The 17,473-nt window shown below is 59.7% G+C and carries 21 protein-coding genes; 5 read left to right on the forward strand and 16 right to left on the reverse strand.

Annotated elements, in window-relative coordinates:
• Positions 1-4: 4 nt before the first annotated feature.
• From pal to ruvC, 10 genes are all read right to left on the reverse strand, one after another.
• Entirely contained in the window at positions 5-511 is a 507-nt protein-coding gene (gene pal, locus GOW04_RS11125) for a peptidoglycan-associated lipoprotein Pal (protein ID WP_152457229.1), read from the reverse strand.
• 72 nt (positions 512-583) lie between these two features.
• On the reverse strand, positions 584-1,903 hold the full coding sequence (tolB, locus tag GOW04_RS11130) for a Tol-Pal system beta propeller repeat protein TolB (protein WP_171232590.1): 1,320 nt from the start codon (positions 1,901-1,903) through the stop codon (positions 584-586).
• Complete coding sequence (locus GOW04_RS11135; RefSeq protein ID WP_171232591.1) at positions 1,900-3,003, reverse strand: energy transducer TonB; 1,104 nt, start codon at positions 3,001-3,003, stop codon at positions 1,900-1,902. Before GOW04_RS11135 ends, tolB begins: the two co-directional genes overlap by 4 nt.
• Before the next feature lie 9 nt (positions 3,004-3,012).
• Positions 3,013-3,489 (reverse strand): protein TolR, encoded by a 477-nt coding sequence (gene tolR / locus GOW04_RS11140; RefSeq protein WP_152457226.1) that lies wholly within the window; start codon positions 3,487-3,489, stop codon positions 3,013-3,015.
• A 2-nt stretch (positions 3,490-3,491) separates the two neighbouring features.
• Positions 3,492-4,187 (reverse strand): protein TolQ, encoded by a 696-nt coding sequence (gene tolQ, locus GOW04_RS11145; protein WP_152457225.1) that lies wholly within the window; start codon positions 4,185-4,187, stop codon positions 3,492-3,494.
• 110 nt (positions 4,188-4,297) lie between these two features.
• Positions 4,298-4,681, reverse strand: a complete 384-nt coding sequence (ybgC, locus tag GOW04_RS11150; RefSeq protein WP_152457224.1) for a tol-pal system-associated acyl-CoA thioesterase — start codon at positions 4,679-4,681, stop codon at positions 4,298-4,300.
• A complete protein-coding gene (locus GOW04_RS11155) occupies positions 4,678-5,301 on the reverse strand; it encodes a hypothetical protein (RefSeq protein WP_171171017.1) in 624 nt (207 codons plus the stop codon). Before GOW04_RS11155 ends, ybgC begins: the two co-directional genes overlap by 4 nt.
• Positions 5,302-5,364: 63 nt before the next feature.
• The gene (gene ruvB / locus GOW04_RS11160) at positions 5,365-6,384 is read right to left on the reverse strand and encodes a Holliday junction branch migration DNA helicase RuvB (protein WP_171232592.1); all 1,020 of its coding nucleotides are present in this window, start codon (positions 6,382-6,384) and stop codon (positions 5,365-5,367) included.
• A 4-nt stretch (positions 6,385-6,388) separates the two neighbouring features.
• Complete coding sequence (gene ruvA, locus GOW04_RS11165; RefSeq protein ID WP_171232593.1) at positions 6,389-7,066, reverse strand: Holliday junction branch migration protein RuvA; 678 nt, start codon at positions 7,064-7,066, stop codon at positions 6,389-6,391.
• A complete protein-coding gene (ruvC, locus tag GOW04_RS11170; RefSeq protein ID WP_171117483.1) occupies positions 7,063-7,560 on the reverse strand; it encodes a crossover junction endodeoxyribonuclease RuvC in 498 nt (165 codons plus the stop codon). The genes ruvA and ruvC overlap by 4 nt, the downstream gene beginning before the upstream one ends.
• A 333-nt stretch (positions 7,561-7,893) precedes the next feature.
• On the opposite strand from ruvC, the gene GOW04_RS11175 reads away from it, so the two are divergent.
• Entirely contained in the window at positions 7,894-8,109 is a 216-nt protein-coding gene (locus GOW04_RS11175; RefSeq protein ID WP_152457219.1) for a DUF1127 domain-containing protein, read from the forward strand.
• A 102-nt stretch (positions 8,110-8,211) separates the two neighbouring features.
• Here GOW04_RS11175 and GOW04_RS11180 read toward each other — a convergent pair whose 3' ends face one another.
• The 4 genes from GOW04_RS11180 to GOW04_RS11195 form a co-directional block, all read right to left on the reverse strand.
• Complete coding sequence (locus tag GOW04_RS11180; protein WP_152459826.1) at positions 8,212-8,556, reverse strand: hypothetical protein; 345 nt, start codon at positions 8,554-8,556, stop codon at positions 8,212-8,214.
• A gap of 101 nt (positions 8,557-8,657) precedes the next feature.
• Positions 8,658-9,536, reverse strand: coding sequence for a 50S ribosomal protein L11 methyltransferase (locus GOW04_RS11185; protein WP_171232594.1), 879 nt, complete (start codon positions 9,534-9,536; stop codon positions 8,658-8,660).
• A gap of 66 nt (positions 9,537-9,602) precedes the next feature.
• On the reverse strand, positions 9,603-10,835 hold the full coding sequence (locus tag GOW04_RS11190; protein WP_171232595.1) for an MFS transporter: 1,233 nt from the start codon (positions 10,833-10,835) through the stop codon (positions 9,603-9,605).
• Between the two features lie 79 nt (positions 10,836-10,914).
• Entirely contained in the window at positions 10,915-13,110 is a 2,196-nt protein-coding gene (locus GOW04_RS11195) for a primosomal protein N' (RefSeq protein WP_171232596.1), read from the reverse strand.
• An 88-nt stretch (positions 13,111-13,198) separates the two neighbouring features.
• Here GOW04_RS11195 and fsa point away from each other — a divergent pair, with 88 nt between their 5' ends.
• The 4 genes from fsa (at position 13,199) to GOW04_RS11215 (ending at position 16,438) form a co-directional block, all read left to right on the forward strand.
• Entirely contained in the window at positions 13,199-13,852 is a 654-nt protein-coding gene (fsa, locus tag GOW04_RS11200; RefSeq protein WP_152457215.1) for a fructose-6-phosphate aldolase, read from the forward strand.
• Between the two features lie 197 nt (positions 13,853-14,049).
• On the forward strand, positions 14,050-14,757 hold the full coding sequence (locus tag GOW04_RS11205) for a DUF484 family protein (RefSeq protein WP_152457214.1): 708 nt from the start codon (positions 14,050-14,052) through the stop codon (positions 14,755-14,757).
• Entirely contained in the window at positions 14,754-15,674 is a 921-nt protein-coding gene (locus GOW04_RS11210; RefSeq protein ID WP_171232597.1) for a tyrosine recombinase XerC, read from the forward strand. Before GOW04_RS11205 ends, GOW04_RS11210 begins: the two co-directional genes overlap by 4 nt.
• A 68-nt stretch (positions 15,675-15,742) precedes the next feature.
• The gene (locus GOW04_RS11215) at positions 15,743-16,438 is read left to right on the forward strand and encodes a phosphatidylcholine/phosphatidylserine synthase (protein WP_170344959.1); all 696 of its coding nucleotides are present in this window, start codon (positions 15,743-15,745) and stop codon (positions 16,436-16,438) included.
• Between the two features lie 22 nt (positions 16,439-16,460).
• On the opposite strand, the gene GOW04_RS11220 is transcribed toward GOW04_RS11215, so the two are convergent.
• Positions 16,461-16,928, reverse strand: a complete 468-nt coding sequence (locus GOW04_RS11220) for a hypothetical protein (RefSeq protein ID WP_171232598.1) — start codon at positions 16,926-16,928, stop codon at positions 16,461-16,463.
• Between the two features lie 76 nt (positions 16,929-17,004).
• Complete coding sequence (locus GOW04_RS11225) at positions 17,005-17,460, reverse strand: methylated-DNA--[protein]-cysteine S-methyltransferase (protein ID WP_171232599.1); 456 nt, start codon at positions 17,458-17,460, stop codon at positions 17,005-17,007.
• Between the last annotated feature and the right edge of the window lie 13 nt (positions 17,461-17,473).

A 17,473-nucleotide genomic window follows, 5' to 3' on the forward strand; every position in this document is an offset into this window, starting at 1 on the left:
TGTCTTACCCCAGTGTTGATCCGGTCAGCACAGTCACTGCGCGGCGGTTCTTGGAATAGCATTCCTCAACGCTGCAAATCTCGATTGGGCGCTCCTTGCCGTAGCTGACGGTTTTGAGACGGTTGCCAGCAACACCGCGCGAAATCAGATACTCACGAGCGGCATTTGCGCGACGCGCACCCAGCGCAAGGTTATACTCGCGCGTACCCTGCTCGTCCGCGTGACCTTCGATCGTGGCAACAAAATCCGGATTGGCCAGAAGCCAGTCCGCTTGCCCTTGCAACACGGTCTGCGCCTGTGGTGTCAGGGTGGACTGGTCCACGGCGAACAGAACACGATCCCCGACGGTCTGCTGGAAATACGCAGGCGAACGCGGGTCACTGGGCGAGCCCGGTACGATTGCGCCTGTGCCGCCGGCACCGCTGCCGCCCAAGGCGGATGGGTCATTGTTCGTACAGGCGGCGATCACACTCAGCGCGCCCAACGCCAGGACTTTGCTCAATACATTCATTTCAAGTGCCTCGTGTTTTGATTGTTGCCGCCTGTCTACCACAGGGACGATTCGTTGTGAACTTTGCTGCGATCAATTCTGTAGTGGGCCCCATGACGGATCACTGCCGCCATCCGGTGTACGCACCGGGCGCAGGTTGCGGCCCGAGATATCCACCGAATATAGCGAGGCCCGGCCGCTGGCGCCCTGCGTTTCACGGGTGAACATGATGACGCGGCCATTGGGCGACCAGGTTGGGCCTTCATCCAGAAACGAGGCGGTCAACAAGCGTTCCTCTGATCCGTCCGTGCGCATCACCCCGATGTGGAAGCGGCCCTGGTTTTGCTTGGTAAAGGCAATCAGATCGCCGCGCGGCGACCATACCGGCGTGCCATAACGACCCGAGCCAAAGCTGATCCGCGTGGCCTCGCCGCCATTCGCGGGCATCACGTAAAGCTGCGGCGTACCAGAACGGTCGCTTTCAAACACGATCCGGCTGCCATCCGGCGAATAGCTGGGAGCGGTTTCAATCGCCGGCGTGTTGGTCAGACGAGTGCTTTGCCCCGACGCCAGATCCATTTTCCACAGGTCCGTGTTTCCCCCCTGAATCAAGGAATACACTATCGACCGGCCATCCGGCGAAAAGCGGGGCGAAAAGCTCATGGTTCCGTCCTGCGTCTTCAGTTCCTGTCGTTTGACGCGGCCCACATCCAGAACATAGATGCGCGGGCTGCCGCTTTCATAGCTGGTGTACAGCAACCGATCGCCAGTAGGCGAAAAGCGCGGCGCCAGAACGATTGCGGCACTGTCGGTCATGTACTGCACGTTCGCGCCATCATAATCCATGATCGCCAGACGTTTCAGGCGTTGGTTTTTCGGTCCACTTTCCGAAACAAAGGCCACGCGGCTGTCAAAGTATCCGCCCTCGCCTGTAATCCGGCTGTACACCTGATCGGCCACTTTGTGGGCCATACGCCGCCAGCCCTCGGTGGTGCCTGCCAATTGCAGCCCATTGCCCAATTCCTGACCCGAAAACACATCCCAGACCCGGAATCGAACCGTGAGGTTCTTGCCCGAAACATTGACTGCCCCCGTGATCAGCGCATCAGCATTGATCGCTTTCCAATCGGCGAACTGAACCGGAGCCTCAAAGCTGCTGACTCGACTGATGAAGGCATCTGATGATATCTCGCGGAACAACCCGGTTCCTGTCAGATCAGCCGCCACCACGCGCGAGATGTCCTGTGCATATTGCGCCGCTGACGGGCCATCGGGGACAAAGTTCGGTACCGCAAAGGGCAAGGGTTCGATAATGCCCTGGTCCAACTCCAGTCGCAGGGGACCGTTCTGTGCAAGAACCGGCGCAGACATCAGCGTCAGGCCGACAAAGAGGCTGGTCAGAAGTTTCATCATTTGATCCGCATCCTCTCGGGATTGAATGTAATCTCAACATCCTGCCAATGAGCGTATTTGTCAGCAGGCAAGTCATATCCTCTGGCCCCGCAGCGCAAAATCGCGCGCCGGGCGGCCTGATAGGCCTGATTGGCCGCGCCAGCAGACCCGCCAGAACTGTCCAGCATCCGAATGCTGCCATCCACAACCGTACCATCACGGTTTAGCGAAAAAGCCACAACGACCACAGTACTCAGTGCATCCGTAGACAAAGAGCCCACATTCCAGCACTTGGATACGGCCAATCGCATCGCGTCCTTCTCGCCGCTGGTCAGCGGTGGGCCGGATGGCTGGGTTCCACTGCCCAAGGCTTCGGCCAGAGCGTCATTGATCGCGGCCTCGTCGGCTTGCGCGTCAGGTTCAGGTGCCGCCTCGGGCGTCTCTGCCACAACGGGTTCGGGCGGTGGGCTTGGGCGGTTCGGACGCACCCGCGGTCGCGGTGACGTAAGCGGAGACTGCTCTTTGGTTTCCTCTGCCTCGGTCACGATCTCGGGTGCCGCCTCTTCCGGCGCGGTCTGATCCTGTTGTTCCTGCTGAACTTCGGCGCCCTCGTCCAAAGACACCGGCGGCGTTTCGAAATCATCCGGTTTTGCCTCGGGCGGTGGTGGCGCTATGGCCTCGGGGGCAACACGATCGGACGGGCGCGGCTGCGCCTCGGGCCCCGGAGGCACCGGCTGTGCGACAGGTTCGACCTCGGGCTCTGTCAGTACCGGCAGCTCATCCGGCACGTCCGGTTCCGGCGGTGCTTCGACGATAACGGGCGCAGGCTCGGGTTCGGGTTCGGCAGGCACGACGGGTTCAGGGCGGGGCTGTTCCTCGACCACAGGTTCTGGCGGCGTGCTATCAGCCTGTGGTTCGGGCGGTTGTTGCAATGCCGCCGGCACCTCTGGGATCTCAGGCGCATCCCGCTGGGCCGTCATGGCCGCGAATTGTTCAGCGGTGATCACGGACACATCCTGTACGGCCATCGGCAAAGGCTCGGACCGGAAGGTGCCGCCGAAAAGCGCCACTCCGATCAGGCTGACATGCGCAATCGCCGAAATCTTGGTGCCGGTATCCACCGTGCGCCCTCACTCTCCACCTTCGTCCAGCGTCGGCCCGCCCGTATCGGTCACAAGCCCAACGTTGGAAAACCCGCCCGCGTTCAGCGCGCCCATGACCTGCATGACCTGCGCGTAAGGAATCGCGCCATCGGCGCGCAGGAAAACCCGGTCACTGCTCCGCTCAGCGGCGATGGCCCGCAGCTTGCCGATCAGTTCCTCGCGCAACACGTCTGTTGTCTGGATCTGCACACGTCCATCTGCCGTCAGGGTCACGGTCAACGGTTCTTCATTGTCACCGGGCAAAGCACTGGCGGCGGTCTTGGGCAGATCTACCGGAACACCGACGGTCAGCAATGGCGCGGCCACCATGAAGATGATCAGCAAAACCAGCATGACATCCACAAACGGTGTCACGTTGATCTCGGCCATGGGTTGCGCGCGACCGCGACGCCGACCGCGTCTGCGCCCGTTTCCACCCGAGGATTGCTGAACCGCGGCGCCCATTGTCAGCTGTCCAACTGACGCGACAGGATGGTCGCGAACTCGTCGGCAAAGGCTTCGTAGCCGCCCACGATGCGGTCACAGTCTGCACTGAGCTTGTTGTAGAAAATAACCGCCGGGATCGCGGCCAGAAGGCCGAGCCCCGTTGCCAATAGTGCCTCGGCAATACCCGGGGCCACGACCGCCAGGTTGGTATTCTGCTGTTCGGCGATTTCGATAAACGCATTCATGATGCCCCAGACGGTACCAAACAGGCCGATGAACGGCGCGGTCGATCCAACCGTGGCCAGGATTGGCAGACCTTTCTGCAAGGTCTCTGCCTCTTTCGCTATGGCCACATCCATGGACCGGTCTATCCGCGCGGTCGCTCCGGCAATCAATCCACCATCATTTCGGTGCGACCTGCGCCATTCGATCATTCCGGCAGCAAAAATCTTTTCAGAACTGCCATCCGGCTGGGTTCCGATCTGCTCGAACAACTCGTCCAAAGGGTTGCCGGACCAGAAGCTCTCGTCAAATGCCTGTGCCTCGCGACGGGCCGCGCGGTAATTGATCAGCTTCTGGATGATGATGCCCCAGGACCAGATGGATGCACCGATCAGCATCAACATCACCAATTTGACGATAAAGGTCGCGCGGGCATACAGCCCCCACATGGAGAAATCGATCTCCTGCGCCAGCGCCAGCGTTTCAGCTTCCATGAACCTGCTCTTTGTTTTTGCCTGACGGCCGTTTGTTTGGCCTTGTTTTGCCAAACGCTAACGCAGTTGGGGCTGAAATGCCAACATAACCACCCCTGACCCGCAAATTGTTACATCAATGCGCGAATCTCTGCCGGAAGCCGGATCGGCCTGCCATCCTTGTTGATGCACACGGCAGTGACCGAGGCGCGAAAAATCTCGGTCTCGCCGCGCCGGACCAGCTGCGCCATGGTCAGCCGCACACCCGAGATTTCCGTGACTTCGGTTTCGACGATCAGTTCGTCATCGAACCTGGCGGGCGAAAGGTAATCGGCCTCGACCCGCCGCACGACCCAAACAATGCCCTCTTCCCGCATCGCGTTCTGGTCATTGCCCAGATTGCGCACCCAATCCGAACGCGCACGTTCGATATACCGCAGATAGTTCGCGTGATAGACGACGCCGCCCATGTCGGTGTCTTCATAAAATACGCGAACCGGGTAGGTATGTTTCATTGCAGTGGCTCCAACCGGGCAAACAACCTGAGCGCATGAGACGCATCCTGCGCCGAACCAGGCAAAACCGGATCGTAAGCAGCCCGAATCAACGCAGCAATATCGGGGCGCAGGATCGTCGTTTCGCCCGCCACGGCCAGCGGAGATTGCGTCCGAAACGCAGTATCGGACCAAAGCAGGATGGTCTGCACCACCTGGCTCAGTGCCAGCGTTTCCGCCGGTACCTTGGACAACTGCTTGTCCATGCGCAGAAAAACAAAAGCCGCACGGATCGCGCCGTCTTCCTCGAACCGGAAAATGCGATATTGGTTTGCATCCGCTTCAACCAAGCGCCCGACCAACGGTGCCAGATCGGGGATCAGACGATCAAGATCCGGCACGTCCAGCAGCTCTTGCCAATCCCGGAAGAAGAAGACCATGCAGTTGGCACCAAGTTCGGGGTCGGTTTCGGCCATTTTGTGACCGGCCAAGGTGACAACCGCCTCGAAGGCGCCCTTCACAGTGGACAGCGTTTCATCTTCAACACCAAACACAATCGGCACAATGGGTCGTCCCCAACGGGCAAACAGAAACTCACCGCTTTCGCGCGTGAACAGCGCCTCAATCTCTTCCGGTGTCACGATCAGGCCTTCATCTTTTCGAAATTACTCTCGCCGAAGGCATAAAATTTCCAAGCGCAAGCTTCAACCGAACAGATCGCTCTGCCGTTTGGGTGCAGCCATGCCCAGATGCGTCCAAGCCTTTTGCGCCAACATCCGCCCACGCGGTGTTCGCTGGATCAACCCCTGTTGCAACAGAAAGGGCTCGATCACTTCTTCCAGCGAGTCCCGGCTTTCAGACAAGGCGGCTGACATCGTTTCGATCCCGACAGGACCACCACCATAATTCTCGGCGATCAGTTTCAGATACCGGCGATCCGCACCATCCAGTCCCAAATGGTCCACACCCAGCCGCGTCAAGGCTCCGTCAGCCAGTTCGCGGGTGATCCGCCCATCTCCTTCGACAATGGCGAAATCCACCACCCGCCGCAGCAGACGTCCGGCGATGCGCGGTGTTCCGCGCGACCTGCGCGCAATCTCGCGCGCGCCCTCATCATCCGCCGGAGCGCCGAGTTTTCGCGCGTTTCGGGTGACGATCTCATGCAGTTCGTCCACGGTGTAGAACTGCAACCGGGTCGGAATACCAAACCGGTCGCGCAAAGGTGTGGTCAGCAAACCCATGCGCGTCGTGGCCCCGACAAGCGTGAAGGGTTGCAACTCGATCCGAACCGTTCGCGCGGCGGGCCCCTCGCCGATCACCAGATCAAGCTCGAAATCTTCCATCGCGGGGTAAAGCACCTCTTCCACCGCCGGGTTCAGGCGGTGGATTTCGTCGATGAACAAGACATCCCGCGCTTCGAGATTGGTCAGGATCGCAGCCAGATCGCCCGCTTTCGCCAGAACCGGGCCAGACGTCATGCGGAAATTCACACCCAATTCTCGCGCCATGATCTGCGCCAGCGTCGTCTTGCCCAACCCCGGAGGGCCATGGAACAAGGTATGATCCATCGCCTCGCCCCGTTGCTTAGCGGATTGAATAAAGATACGCAGATTGGCCCGCGCCTCGGCCTGACCGATGAACTCATCCAAGCCCTGCGGGCGCAATGCGCGGTCGTTGTCCTCGGGCAATGGATCGGGGCGCACAGTGGGATCAGCGTCTACCATTCATTCAGCCTTTCGGAGCCAGCAATTGCAGGGCGGCACGGATCAAACCCGCTTCGTCTGCATCCGGGTTGTTGGCGGCCGCCTCGGCAACCGCGGCTGCTGCATCCGACGGCCCATAACCCAGATTGGACAAGGCAGACAGCGCACCCGCGGACGCCGCAGCGGCCCCAGAGGCCGGTTTTGGCGTCCGCTTCCGAGCAGGCGCTGCCTCGACAGGCTCTACAACTTCGATCGAAGGGCCATCCATCGCATCGGTCAAGGTGCCACCCATGGCCATCACGCCCGGCGCCTTGTCCTTGAGGTCCAGAACGATCCGCTGCGCCGTTTTCGGGCCCACACCTTTCGCCGCCTTGACCGCCGCCCAATCTCCCAGTGCGATTGCGCGGCTGACACCGTCCGGCCCCAGCGCGCTAAGGATCGCCAGAGAGACTTTCGCTCCGACCCCCTGAACCGAGCACAAAAGGCGATGCCATTCCTTCTCGACCAGCGAAAGAAAGCCATAAAGCTGCATCAGGTCCTCGCGCACGACCATGTCCGTATAGATCGAAACCGCCTCGCCTACACCCGGCAGTGCAGCCATGGTCCGGTCGGAACAATAGACGATGTATCCCACACCCCGGACATCGATCAGCACGTGATCTGCTGCGCGATAGTCCAGCCTTCCGGTGAGTTTTCCGATCATGCCCGCACCTCTTTCACACGCGCCTGTTGGGTCTTGCCGTAATAGGCATGGCAAATCGCAATCGCCAGAGCATCTGCTGCATCCGCGCCCTTGGGCTGACATCCGGGCAATTGCAGTTTGACCATGTGCAACACCTGCTCCTTTTCCGCGTGCCCGACACCCACGACCGTTTTCTTGACCCGGTTCGGGGCGTATTCCCCCACCGGCAATCCGGCCTGTGCCAGCGTCAGCAACGCCACGCCTCGCGCCTGACCCAGTTTGAGCGTACCGGCACCATCCTTGTTCACAAAGGTCTGTTCGATGGCCGCCTGGTCCGGTTGGTGATCGGCGATGACTTCGACAATCTGGTTATGGAGAGACAACAGCCGCTCACCCAGATCATCCCCATCCGACTTGCACAAACCGTTGGCCACGTGGCTCAGGCGGCTGCCATTTGATTCGATGACGCCCCACCCCAGGGTCCTAAGCCCCGGATCAATGCCCAGAATTCGCATGTTTTGCCTCGGCCTGCTCGGGTTCTGTGATCTTTTTTCAACGCCTAGCACGAAGCGTGAACATTTTCCAAGAGAATTGACCCAAAGCCTGAAAACGACACACCTGTCCCATAGGCGACTCAACACGCCATTTGCGACTTCAAAAAGTCTGAATTCGACACTTTTGTGAACGCGTTTTCACCAATTATTTAAGGGGATTACAGCCTTTTGGAGCATTGCAGGAAACGCATAGGACACATGCAAAAACTGAACTTGTGCGGGCGATTTGGCGGCACTAGATGCCGGGCAGATCGCAAGACCGCAAAGTGAACACCAACCAGAAGGAAACAGGATATGGCTGCACTGGACACCACCCGCTTCGCCTCCACTGGCTCGTTCGGCCTCGTTGGCCGTATCGGCGCATTTTTTGTATCGGCCGTGAACGCCGCCGTCGAATGGAATGACGCCCGCGTTACCCGCAACGCGCTGACCGGTCTAACCGATCGTGAACTGGAAGATATCGGCCTGTGCCGTGGCGACATCGACGCCATCGCCCAAGGTCGCCGGTAATACCGACCACCACTCGCATACGCCCCTTCCTCCTCCCTTGAGGGGCAAACAGAAACACCGCGCGCCCCGGGCACGCGGTGTTTTTCGTCCGAAAACTGAGATTCAGTATAAAATCTTGTTGAGTTGCACGGCAATCGCCTGCGACACCGGGTCAATCTGCATCACCCAGGCACCTGCTTTTTCGACCGATGTGCCTTCGTTTAAACTGTCGATCCGATATTGGTATCCGGTCGGGCCAAGGCTGGACAAAAGGAACGCCTTGAACGCCACAACACTCAGAAGCGTAAGCAACAGCACCCTGGCCGGCACTGCCGAGCTTACCCGCTGCGGCTTCATGACCACCAGGCCATCCTTTCGCATCGTCGCGCGATAGCCACGGCTCATCTTTTGATGTTTTTTGTTCAGGCGATTAACGCGCTGAGTGAACTCCAGTTGTTTACCCGTCATGGCAGCCTCCAAAAACCGCCCCCCTCGACTTCAGTCAGAAAACGGTAAAAAGAGATTACGACAAAAACGTGGCAAAATTCCACAAAACTCCTGCAAATGGCCTAGTTTGCGCCCTGTTTCGTTAAGATTAGGGTCGTCCATTCACCAATCTCGTCCCTATGGGTAAGATTGAATTCATTTTGAGAATAAACGGACACCACATCATCGGCCTGTTCGTTGAGGATCCCCGACAGGATTGCATACCCTCCGGGACGCAGATTCGCCGCGATTTCCGGCGAGAGGGCGACCAGAGGACCTTTGAGAATATTGGCAAAGATCAGGTCGTAGGGCGCGTGCGCCCTGAGATCGGGGTGGTCGAAACCTGCGGCTTCCACGCACCGTACGGAACCGGACATCCCGTTCGCCTTGAGGTTGGCTTCGGCCACGTCAACGGCCACTTCATCAATGTCACTGGCAATGATGTCGCCGTCCCAAACCCGGGCTGCGGCCATGGCCAGAACGGCGGTGCCGCAGCCGATATCCGCCACTTTCGCCGCGGTGAACCCTTCGTCCAGCAATCTGTCAAAGGCCTTGAGGCACCCCAACGTCGTACCATGGTGGCCGGTGCCAAAGGCCATTGCGGCCTCGATCAGCAATGGAATGCGACCTTTGGGCAGCTTGTCGGCATCATGGCTTCCATAGACAAAGAAACGCCCCGCCTCGACGGGCGCAAGCTCGCGTCGTACATGCGCAACCCAGTCGGTTTCCGGCAGTTCTGAAACAACAAACGGTTTGGCGTCGAATGCCGCGGCCAGAACCGCCAGTGCGGTCTCGTCGGGGGCTTCGGTGAAATATCCGCCGACCTCCCACAGGCCGGATCCGTCTTCGACTTCGAACACACCAACGCCGGTTGGCTCTGGCTCCAGACGTTCCATCGCCTCGCCCAGACCTTCGGCGGCCTTCTTACCTGTCAGCGTCGTCAGTGCGGTGAATGTGGGCATTGGGGCCTCCTGTCTCGATTGACACCGCGCCTAGGACGCCGCGCCGTAAAGGTCAAGCGCCGAGACCTATTCCGCAGGGGCCGGAGCGTATTTGGTCAGGATGGTCTCGTTGCCGGGCTCGGGGTGACGCGGGATCAACAGCGACAACAGCAGCGAAACGATCGCCATCGCCGCGGCCAGGCCAAACACAGCGCCCGGCGACACGACCCAAAGCAGGCCAAGCAAAGCGGGCAAAAACACCGCCGCAATATGATTGATCGTAAAGGCCACCGCAGCGGTCGGCGCGATATCAGCAGGGTCGGCGATTTTCTGGAAATAGGTTTTCAACGCCAAAGCCAGCGCAAACAGCACGTGGTCGATCACATAAAGGATTGCCGCAAGCAGAACACCCCAGCCGAACCAATAGATGCCGCCATAGGCTGCGAACACGATGGCCAGACCGGTGTATTCAAATATCAGCGTGCGCCGCTCACCGAACTTTGCCACCGCCTTTCCCAGCAATGGGGCGGCCATCATGTTGATCATCAGATTGATCAGATAGAGGCTGGTGAGCTCATGCACTTCAAAGCCGAATTTCTCGACCATCATGAACCCGGCAAAGACGACAAATATCTGCCGCCGCGCGCCTGCCATGAACTGCAATGCGTAATACAGCCAATACCGGCGACGCAGGATCAGCTTCTTGGTCTGGGGCGTGGGCGCATCGAATTGAGGATAGGCGAACAGACAGAACAGTGCCAACGCAGCCGTAACTCCACCCGACGCCATGAATACAAAGTTGTAGGACAGATCAAAGCGATCCCAGGTCAGTACGATCAGCCCATACACCACCATGGTCGCCGCCGATCCCATCGCAACCAGCCATCCCAGCACCTGCGGAGCACGATCCTTGGGCAGCCACTGCAATTGAAGCGACTGGTTCACGGTCTCGTAGTAATGGAACCCGATCGAGCTGAACAAGGTCACAAACAGCAACCCGCCCAGGCTGGGGAACCACGCGGTCACCGCCGTTGCGACACCAAGCATCATCAGAGAGATCATCGCCAGCACCTGCTCGCGAATGAAAATGATGACGGCAATCACGCCAACCGCCAGAAACCCCGGAATCTCGCGCACTGTATGCAGCAGACCGATATCCGCGCCATCAAAGTTCGCCACCTCAATAACAAAGTTGTTCAGCAGCGCGCTCCATGCGTTGAACGCAATGGGCATGGTCAGCGCCATCATGAACAACAGCGTGATGGGGCGGCGCCAGAACGGCAGGCTCTTCGCCTCGGTAAGGGGCATGGGTTTCAGCATGAGACCCCTCTACGCCCATTTCACCGCTTTGGCGAGAGGGAAGCGGTCTGCGCACAATCACCCTGCACAGATGCAGAGGTCAGTAAAAATTCTGTGGGTCGATATCGACGGTCAGGCGGATATCGCCCTTCAGACGCAATGGGGCGATCCAGCGGGCGATGGCATCTTGAATCGGCGCCCCTTTCGGGGCTTTCACCAATAAGCGCACTCTGTGGCGACCGCGTATACGCGCAATGGGTGCAGGCGCAGGGCCAAAGACCTGAGCACCGATGGCGCGCAGGGGCGCATCGTTGCGGGCCATTGCATTGCCGATATCGAAGACCGGTCCGACCTCGGGGCCCGACAGCACGATCCCGGCCATGCGACCATAGGGTGGCACGCCTGCTGCCTGCCGACCCGCTGCCTCGGCTTTCCAGAACCCTTCCTCATCACCCGACAGGATGGCCCGGATCACCGGGTGTTCCGGTTGAAAGGTCTGCAAAAGCGCCTGCCCCGGCTTGTCCGCCCGTCCCGCGCGCCCCGCCACTTGCCGCATCAATTGAAACGTACGCTCAGCCGCGCGCAGATCCGCGCCGTGCAGGGAAAGGTCAGCGTCAATCACACCGACCAATGTAAGCTTGGGGAAGTTGTGCCCCTTCGCCACCAATTGCGTACCGATGATGATGTCGGCATCCCCGGCGGCGATCTCTTCAATCTTGGCTTTCAATGCCCGGGCTGAACCAAAAAGATCGGAACTCAGCATCGCGATTTTCGCCTCGGGGAAGGTCGCCTCGGCTTCTTCCGCCAGCCGTTCGATCCCCGGCCCGACCGGGGCCAGCTTACCCTCCACGCCGCAGGAGGGGCAGGCTTCGGGCATCGGCTTGGTTTCGCCGCATTGGTGGCACATCAATCGCTTGAGAAACCGATGCTCGACCATGCGTGCGTCGCACTGATCACAGGCGATCTGCTCGCCACAGGCCCGGCACAAGGTGACCGGCGCATAGCCACGGCGGTTGATGAACAACAGCGATTGTTCGCCTTTTTCGATCCGCTGCTGTACCGCTTGCCGCAAAGACGGAGAAACCCACGTTCCGGGCGGCATCTGCTCGACCCGCATGTCGATGGGCTTCATCTCGGGCAATACCGCCGCTCCGAAGCGCGAGGTCAGGTCAAGCCTTTCGTACTTGCCCGCCTCGGCATTGGCCCAACTTTCCAGCGAAGGTGTCGCACTGGCCAGAATCACCCGCGCGCCACAGATCGCCGAGCGCAGAACCGCCATGTCGCGAGCGCTGTAGTGCACGCCGTCTTCCTGTTTGTAGGACGTGTCGTGTTCCTCATCGACGACCACAAGCCCCAGATCGCGAAATGGCAGAAACAGCGCCGACCGGGCGCCCACGACCAGTTGCGCATTGCCCTGCCCGACCATCCGCCAGACCCGCCGCCGTTCCGTCATGGTTGCGCCGGAATGCCATTCCGCCGGGCGCGCACCGAACCGCGCCTCGACCCGGGTCAGAAATTCTGCAGTCAGGGCAATCTCGGGCAGCAGAACCAAGGCCTGCCGCCCCATGCGCAGCGCCTCGGCCACGGCCTCCAAATAGACCTCGGTCTTACCGGAACCGGTAACGCCTTTCAGCAGCGTGGTGCCGTAATCGCCGGTCCGCTGCCCGGCCTGAAGCCGTTCGACCGCCGCTGCCTGATCCGCTGTCAGGTCTTTCCCGGGAAGGTCCGGATCAAGATGAGGATAAGGCAAGTCGCGCGGGCTGTCCTCTTCGCGCACGGCGCCTTGTTGGACCAACCCTTTGACGACAGACGACGTTACACCCGCCTGCTCGGCGAGTTCCTTCAAGGTAAAAGCCAGCCCGCCGTAGTCGCGCAATACCTCAAGAACCCGGGTCCGGGCATCGGTCATTCGGTCTGGTTGACCTTCACCCAACCGATAGACCTTGCGCATCGATGGCGGATCACCCAAGCCCGGTGCCCGCGTCGCCAGACGCAGCATCGCAGGCATTGGTGTCAGAGTGTAATCGGCGACCTTTTCCAGAAACACCCGCATCTCTTCACGCATCGGTGCAACGTCTAGAACCCGGATCACCGAGCGCGCCTTGCTCAGGTCAAAGCCGCCGTGCCCCGGCCCCCAAACCACCCCCAGAACCTTGCGCGGGCCCAAAGGAACCTCGACAAACGCACCCAGAACGCACCCGCCTTCGGGCGCCTTGTAATCCAGCGTCCGGTCAAGCGGCTGCGTTGTTAGCACCGCAACCAGCTCTCCTTGGTCGAAAAATCCGTTAGCGCTCACGGCATATCCTTCGCAGGGGGTTCCAGCAGGGGTCTCTTTGAGGTAAAGCCATCCGCGACCAAGGCCAACCCATCAAAGGACTGCCCTCATGAAATTCTTCGTAGACACCGCCGAGATCGACGCCATTGCCGAACTGAACGATCTGGGCATGGTGGACGGCGTCACCACCAACCCTTCGCTGATCCTGAAGTCAGGTCGCGACATTCTGGAAGTGACCAAAGAGATATGTGATCTGGTCGATGGCCCGGTATCGGCCGAGGTTGTCGCCACCGAAGCTGACGACATGATCGCCGAAGGCCGCAAACTGGCCAAGATCGCGCCGAATATCGCCGTCAAAGTGCCGCTGACATGGGCCGGCTTGAAAACCTGCAAGACGCTCAGCGACGAAGGCCAGATGGTCAATGTGACGCTCTGCTTCTCGACCAATCAGGCGATTCTGGCTGCAAAAGCCGGCGCGACATTCATCTCGCCTTTCATCGGACGGCTTGACGATATCAACCTCGACGGCATGGATCTGATCGCAGACATTCGTCAGGTCTATGACAACTACGGGTTCGAGACCGAAATCCTTGCCGCATCGATCCGTACCGTCAACCACGTGACCGACAGCGCCCGCATCGGGGCCGATGTGATCACCGCACCGCCTGCCGTGATCAAGAAACTGGCCGACCATCCCTTGACGGACAAAGGCCTGGAAACCTTCCTCGCGGACTGGGCTAAAACCGGTCAGAAGATCCTCTGATCCCAGACCCGACCGCGCGGTGCCGAAAGGCGCCGCGCCCGGCCCAACGGCCAAATGTCTGATCTGTGATCAGGCATGGCGGGCGGGAGCCCCTTGCCACAGCATACAAGGAAATCCACCTTTGCGTGCATTTTTTCCAAGGCAAATCCGGTCCGGCATGTTATAAGCCGCGACAACAAAAAAAGACCGGACGGGACATGAGCAGCACCCCCAAACTCGAGGATAACCTCCGCGCGGCGATTCTGGCCGAGCCGGATGTCGTGCTGGACGACAAAGACCTGATGCAGGCGCTTGTCGCAGCCAACGAGCAAGCGCGCGGCGACAACGTGATTGACCTGCGCGGCATTGCGATGCAACGGCTCGAGGCCCGACTGGATCGGCTGGAAGACACCCACCGTTCCGTCATCGCTGCGGCCTATGAAAACCTCGCGGGCACCAATCAGGTCCACCGCGCCATTCTGCGATTGCTGGAACCTGTCGAGTTCGAAGATTTCCTGCGCACACTGGGCGCCGATGTGGCGGACATCCTGCGCGTCGACAGCGTTACGCTGGTTCTGGAAACAACCGTGGTTCAGAACGATCCCGCAATCGACACGTTGGGCGGGGTCCTGACGATTGCGGAACCCGGTTTCATCGACCGGTACCTGACCATTGATCGCGGCGGTCCTGCGCGGGATGTGATCTTGCGGGAAATCCATCAGCCGAGTCGGCGTATTTTCGGGTCACAGGCCGATCAGCTTCGTTCCGAGGCCTGCCTGAAGCTGGACCTCGGGGCCGGTCGCCTGCCTGGCATGATCGTCATGGCCGCCCGCGACCCGCGGCATTTCACACCGCAGCTGGGCACCGATCTTCTGGCCTTTTTTGCCGGCGTGTTCGAACGCTCGATGCGCCACTGGTTGTCGTGAGCCTGATCTCGCCTGCCTGCCGCGACGCGCTTCAGCATTGGCTGGACAGCCTGAGCGCACTGGCCGGACGATCCGAGAATACGCTAAACGCCTATCGTGGCGACGTCGTCGAGTTTCTGTCGTTCATGACCCTGCATCACGCCGAACGGCATGGCCTGAAGGCGCTGGAACGGATCACAGTGTCGGATATGCGCGCCTGGATGGCGGATCAGCGCGGCGCGGACGTCAGCGCGCGGTCTTTGGCGCGTAAACTGTCGGCGGTCAAAAGCTTCTACCGTTGGCTGGCAGAGCGTGAGGGGTTCGAGCCCACCGCCGTTCTGTCCACCCGCGCGCCGAAATTCACCAAGAAACTGCCCCGGCCACTGGCCGAAGATGCAGCCCGCGCCATGATCGATACGGTGGAACTGCAATCCACATCCGACTGGGTCGCGGCGCGCGACGTCGCGGTTGTGACGCTGCTGTACGGATGCGGCCTGCGCATATCCGAGGCGCTGTCCCTGACCGGAGCGGACGTGCCTTTGCCCGCCACGCTGCGCATCGTCGGGAAAGGCGACAAAGAACGGGTCGTACCGGTTCTTCCTGCCGCCCGCGAAGCGGTCGACAGATACCTGAAGTTATGCCCCCATCCACAAGCACAGGAAAAAGCCCTGTTTCGAGGTGTCCGTGGCGGGCCATTGAACCCACGTGCAATCCAACGGGTCATGGCCAAGGCGCGTATGCAGCTGGGCCTGCCCTCAACCGCAACACCCCACGCGATGCGGCACAGCTTTGCCACCCACCTGCTTTCCGCCGGAGGCGACCTGCGTGCCATTCAAGAGCTTCTTGGCCACGCCTCTTTGTCGACGACGCAAGCATATACGGCAGTGGACACTGCGCGGTTGATGGAGGTCTACAACCGCGCGCATCCCAAAGCCTGACGTGCCCATGACTCGAAAACCCAGGCTTTTGGTTTGCATCTCGAACGCGCATCGGTCATGACGCTTGCATGACACTCAGATTCAAAGCTCTTTCCGTTCATCTCTTTACTGCAACAGGCGCTGTTTTCGCCATGCTGGCCATGCTGGCCGCCGTCGAAGAGAAATGGAGCCTTATGTACCTTTGGCTTGTCGTGTCTTTCATTGTAGACGGTATCGATGGCCCGCTGGCGCGACATTATCACGTCAAGCACAACGCGCCCGAGTTCGACGGCGTTCTGCTGGATCTGATCATAGATTACCTGACCTATGTGTTCATTCCGGCTTTTGCACTGTTCAAATCGGGGCTGATGGACGGCTGGACCGGATGGTTCGCGATCATCGTCATCACATTTGCCAGCGCGATGTATTTCGCGGATACACGCATGAAGACCAAGGACAATTCCTTTTCCGGTTTTCCCGGGTGCTGGAACATGTTCGTGATCGTGATCTTCGCACTGGAACCGAATTTCTGGATCATCCTGCTGCTGGTCACCCTGCTGTCGCTGGCCATGTTTCTGCCGCTGAAATTCGTTCATCCCGTGCGCACCGAGCGCTGGCGCAGCCTGACTTTGCCGATGGCGCTGGCATGGACATTCTTCGCGGGTTGGGCCGCATGGGTCGATTTTCACCCCGAAAGCTGGGCCCATTGGGGGCTGGTCATCACCAGCCTGTACCTGACCTTCGCAGGCATCGCCCAACAGGTTGTTCCGCAGCGCCACGCCTGACGCAGCGATGCCCCGTCCCGTTTTACAGAACGTCCTGCACCTCGAATTCGGTGCCGTTATGGGTAAAGACGTCGCCTTTTTGCAGACCAGCCATCGCCAGATAGATCGGGCTTTGGGTTGAAATGCCCATATAGGTCTTGCCATCCACTTCGAACCGCGTTGTTGAAACACACACAACAAATCTGCGGTTGTTGAACTTGATCACAGCTCCTGGCCTGACCGTGTCGGCAAGGCTGAAATCGGTATTTTCGATGACGTCAATCTTTGCATGATGCGCATGGACCGGGGCATCAAAGGCAGCCGCCAGATCGGCGTTTTCCCGCGATGCGGCAATGTCATCCTTGTCGTGACCTTCCCGGTCGTCCAACTGGGCATCTTTCAAAAACGCATCGTAATGCGCCTGCGCCGTTGCAAGCTCTTGCGCTTCAAGCGACATCAACCGGTCGACAATGGCCTTCTTGCGGGCTGCACGGTCTTGTTCAGTGGTCATGCAATGCGGTCCTTCAAATTCAGCAATGGTTACAAGTTGTGTCTGCAAAAAGCGGATTGCAACCGAGTTTCGACGCTCAGATCAAAAGACCTGCCGCCCGCTCATGCCGCAACAGGGCAACTTTCGTCTCAACACCACCGTCGCCCGAAAAACCGCCCAAGCCATTTGCGGCCAGTACCCGGTGGCAGGGAATGATCACGGGAATGGGGTTTGCTCCGCAGGCCTGGCCAACCGGCTGGGCGGGCTGCCCCAGTTCTTTGGCGATATCGCCATAGGTGCGCGTTTCTCCAAGCGGGATGGCATACATCAGGTCACAGACCCGCTTTTGAAACTCTGATCCGTCAACGCGATACGGCAGATCGAAACGGTCAAGCCGCCCTTGATCATAGGCCCTCAACTGGGTGGCGGCTTCGCGCAGCAGCGCAGTCGGCTCACCCTCGTCCCTGCCGTTCCAGACAAGCCGTGTAAGGGCCCCGTCTGTTTCTTCAACACCAAGTCGTCCGAACTGAGTTTCAACGGAAATCATCGCCATGGACCGACGGTTT

Source organism: Ruegeria sp. HKCCA4812, assembly GCF_013034245.1.
Lineage (GTDB): Bacteria > Pseudomonadota > Alphaproteobacteria > Rhodobacterales > Rhodobacteraceae > Ruegeria.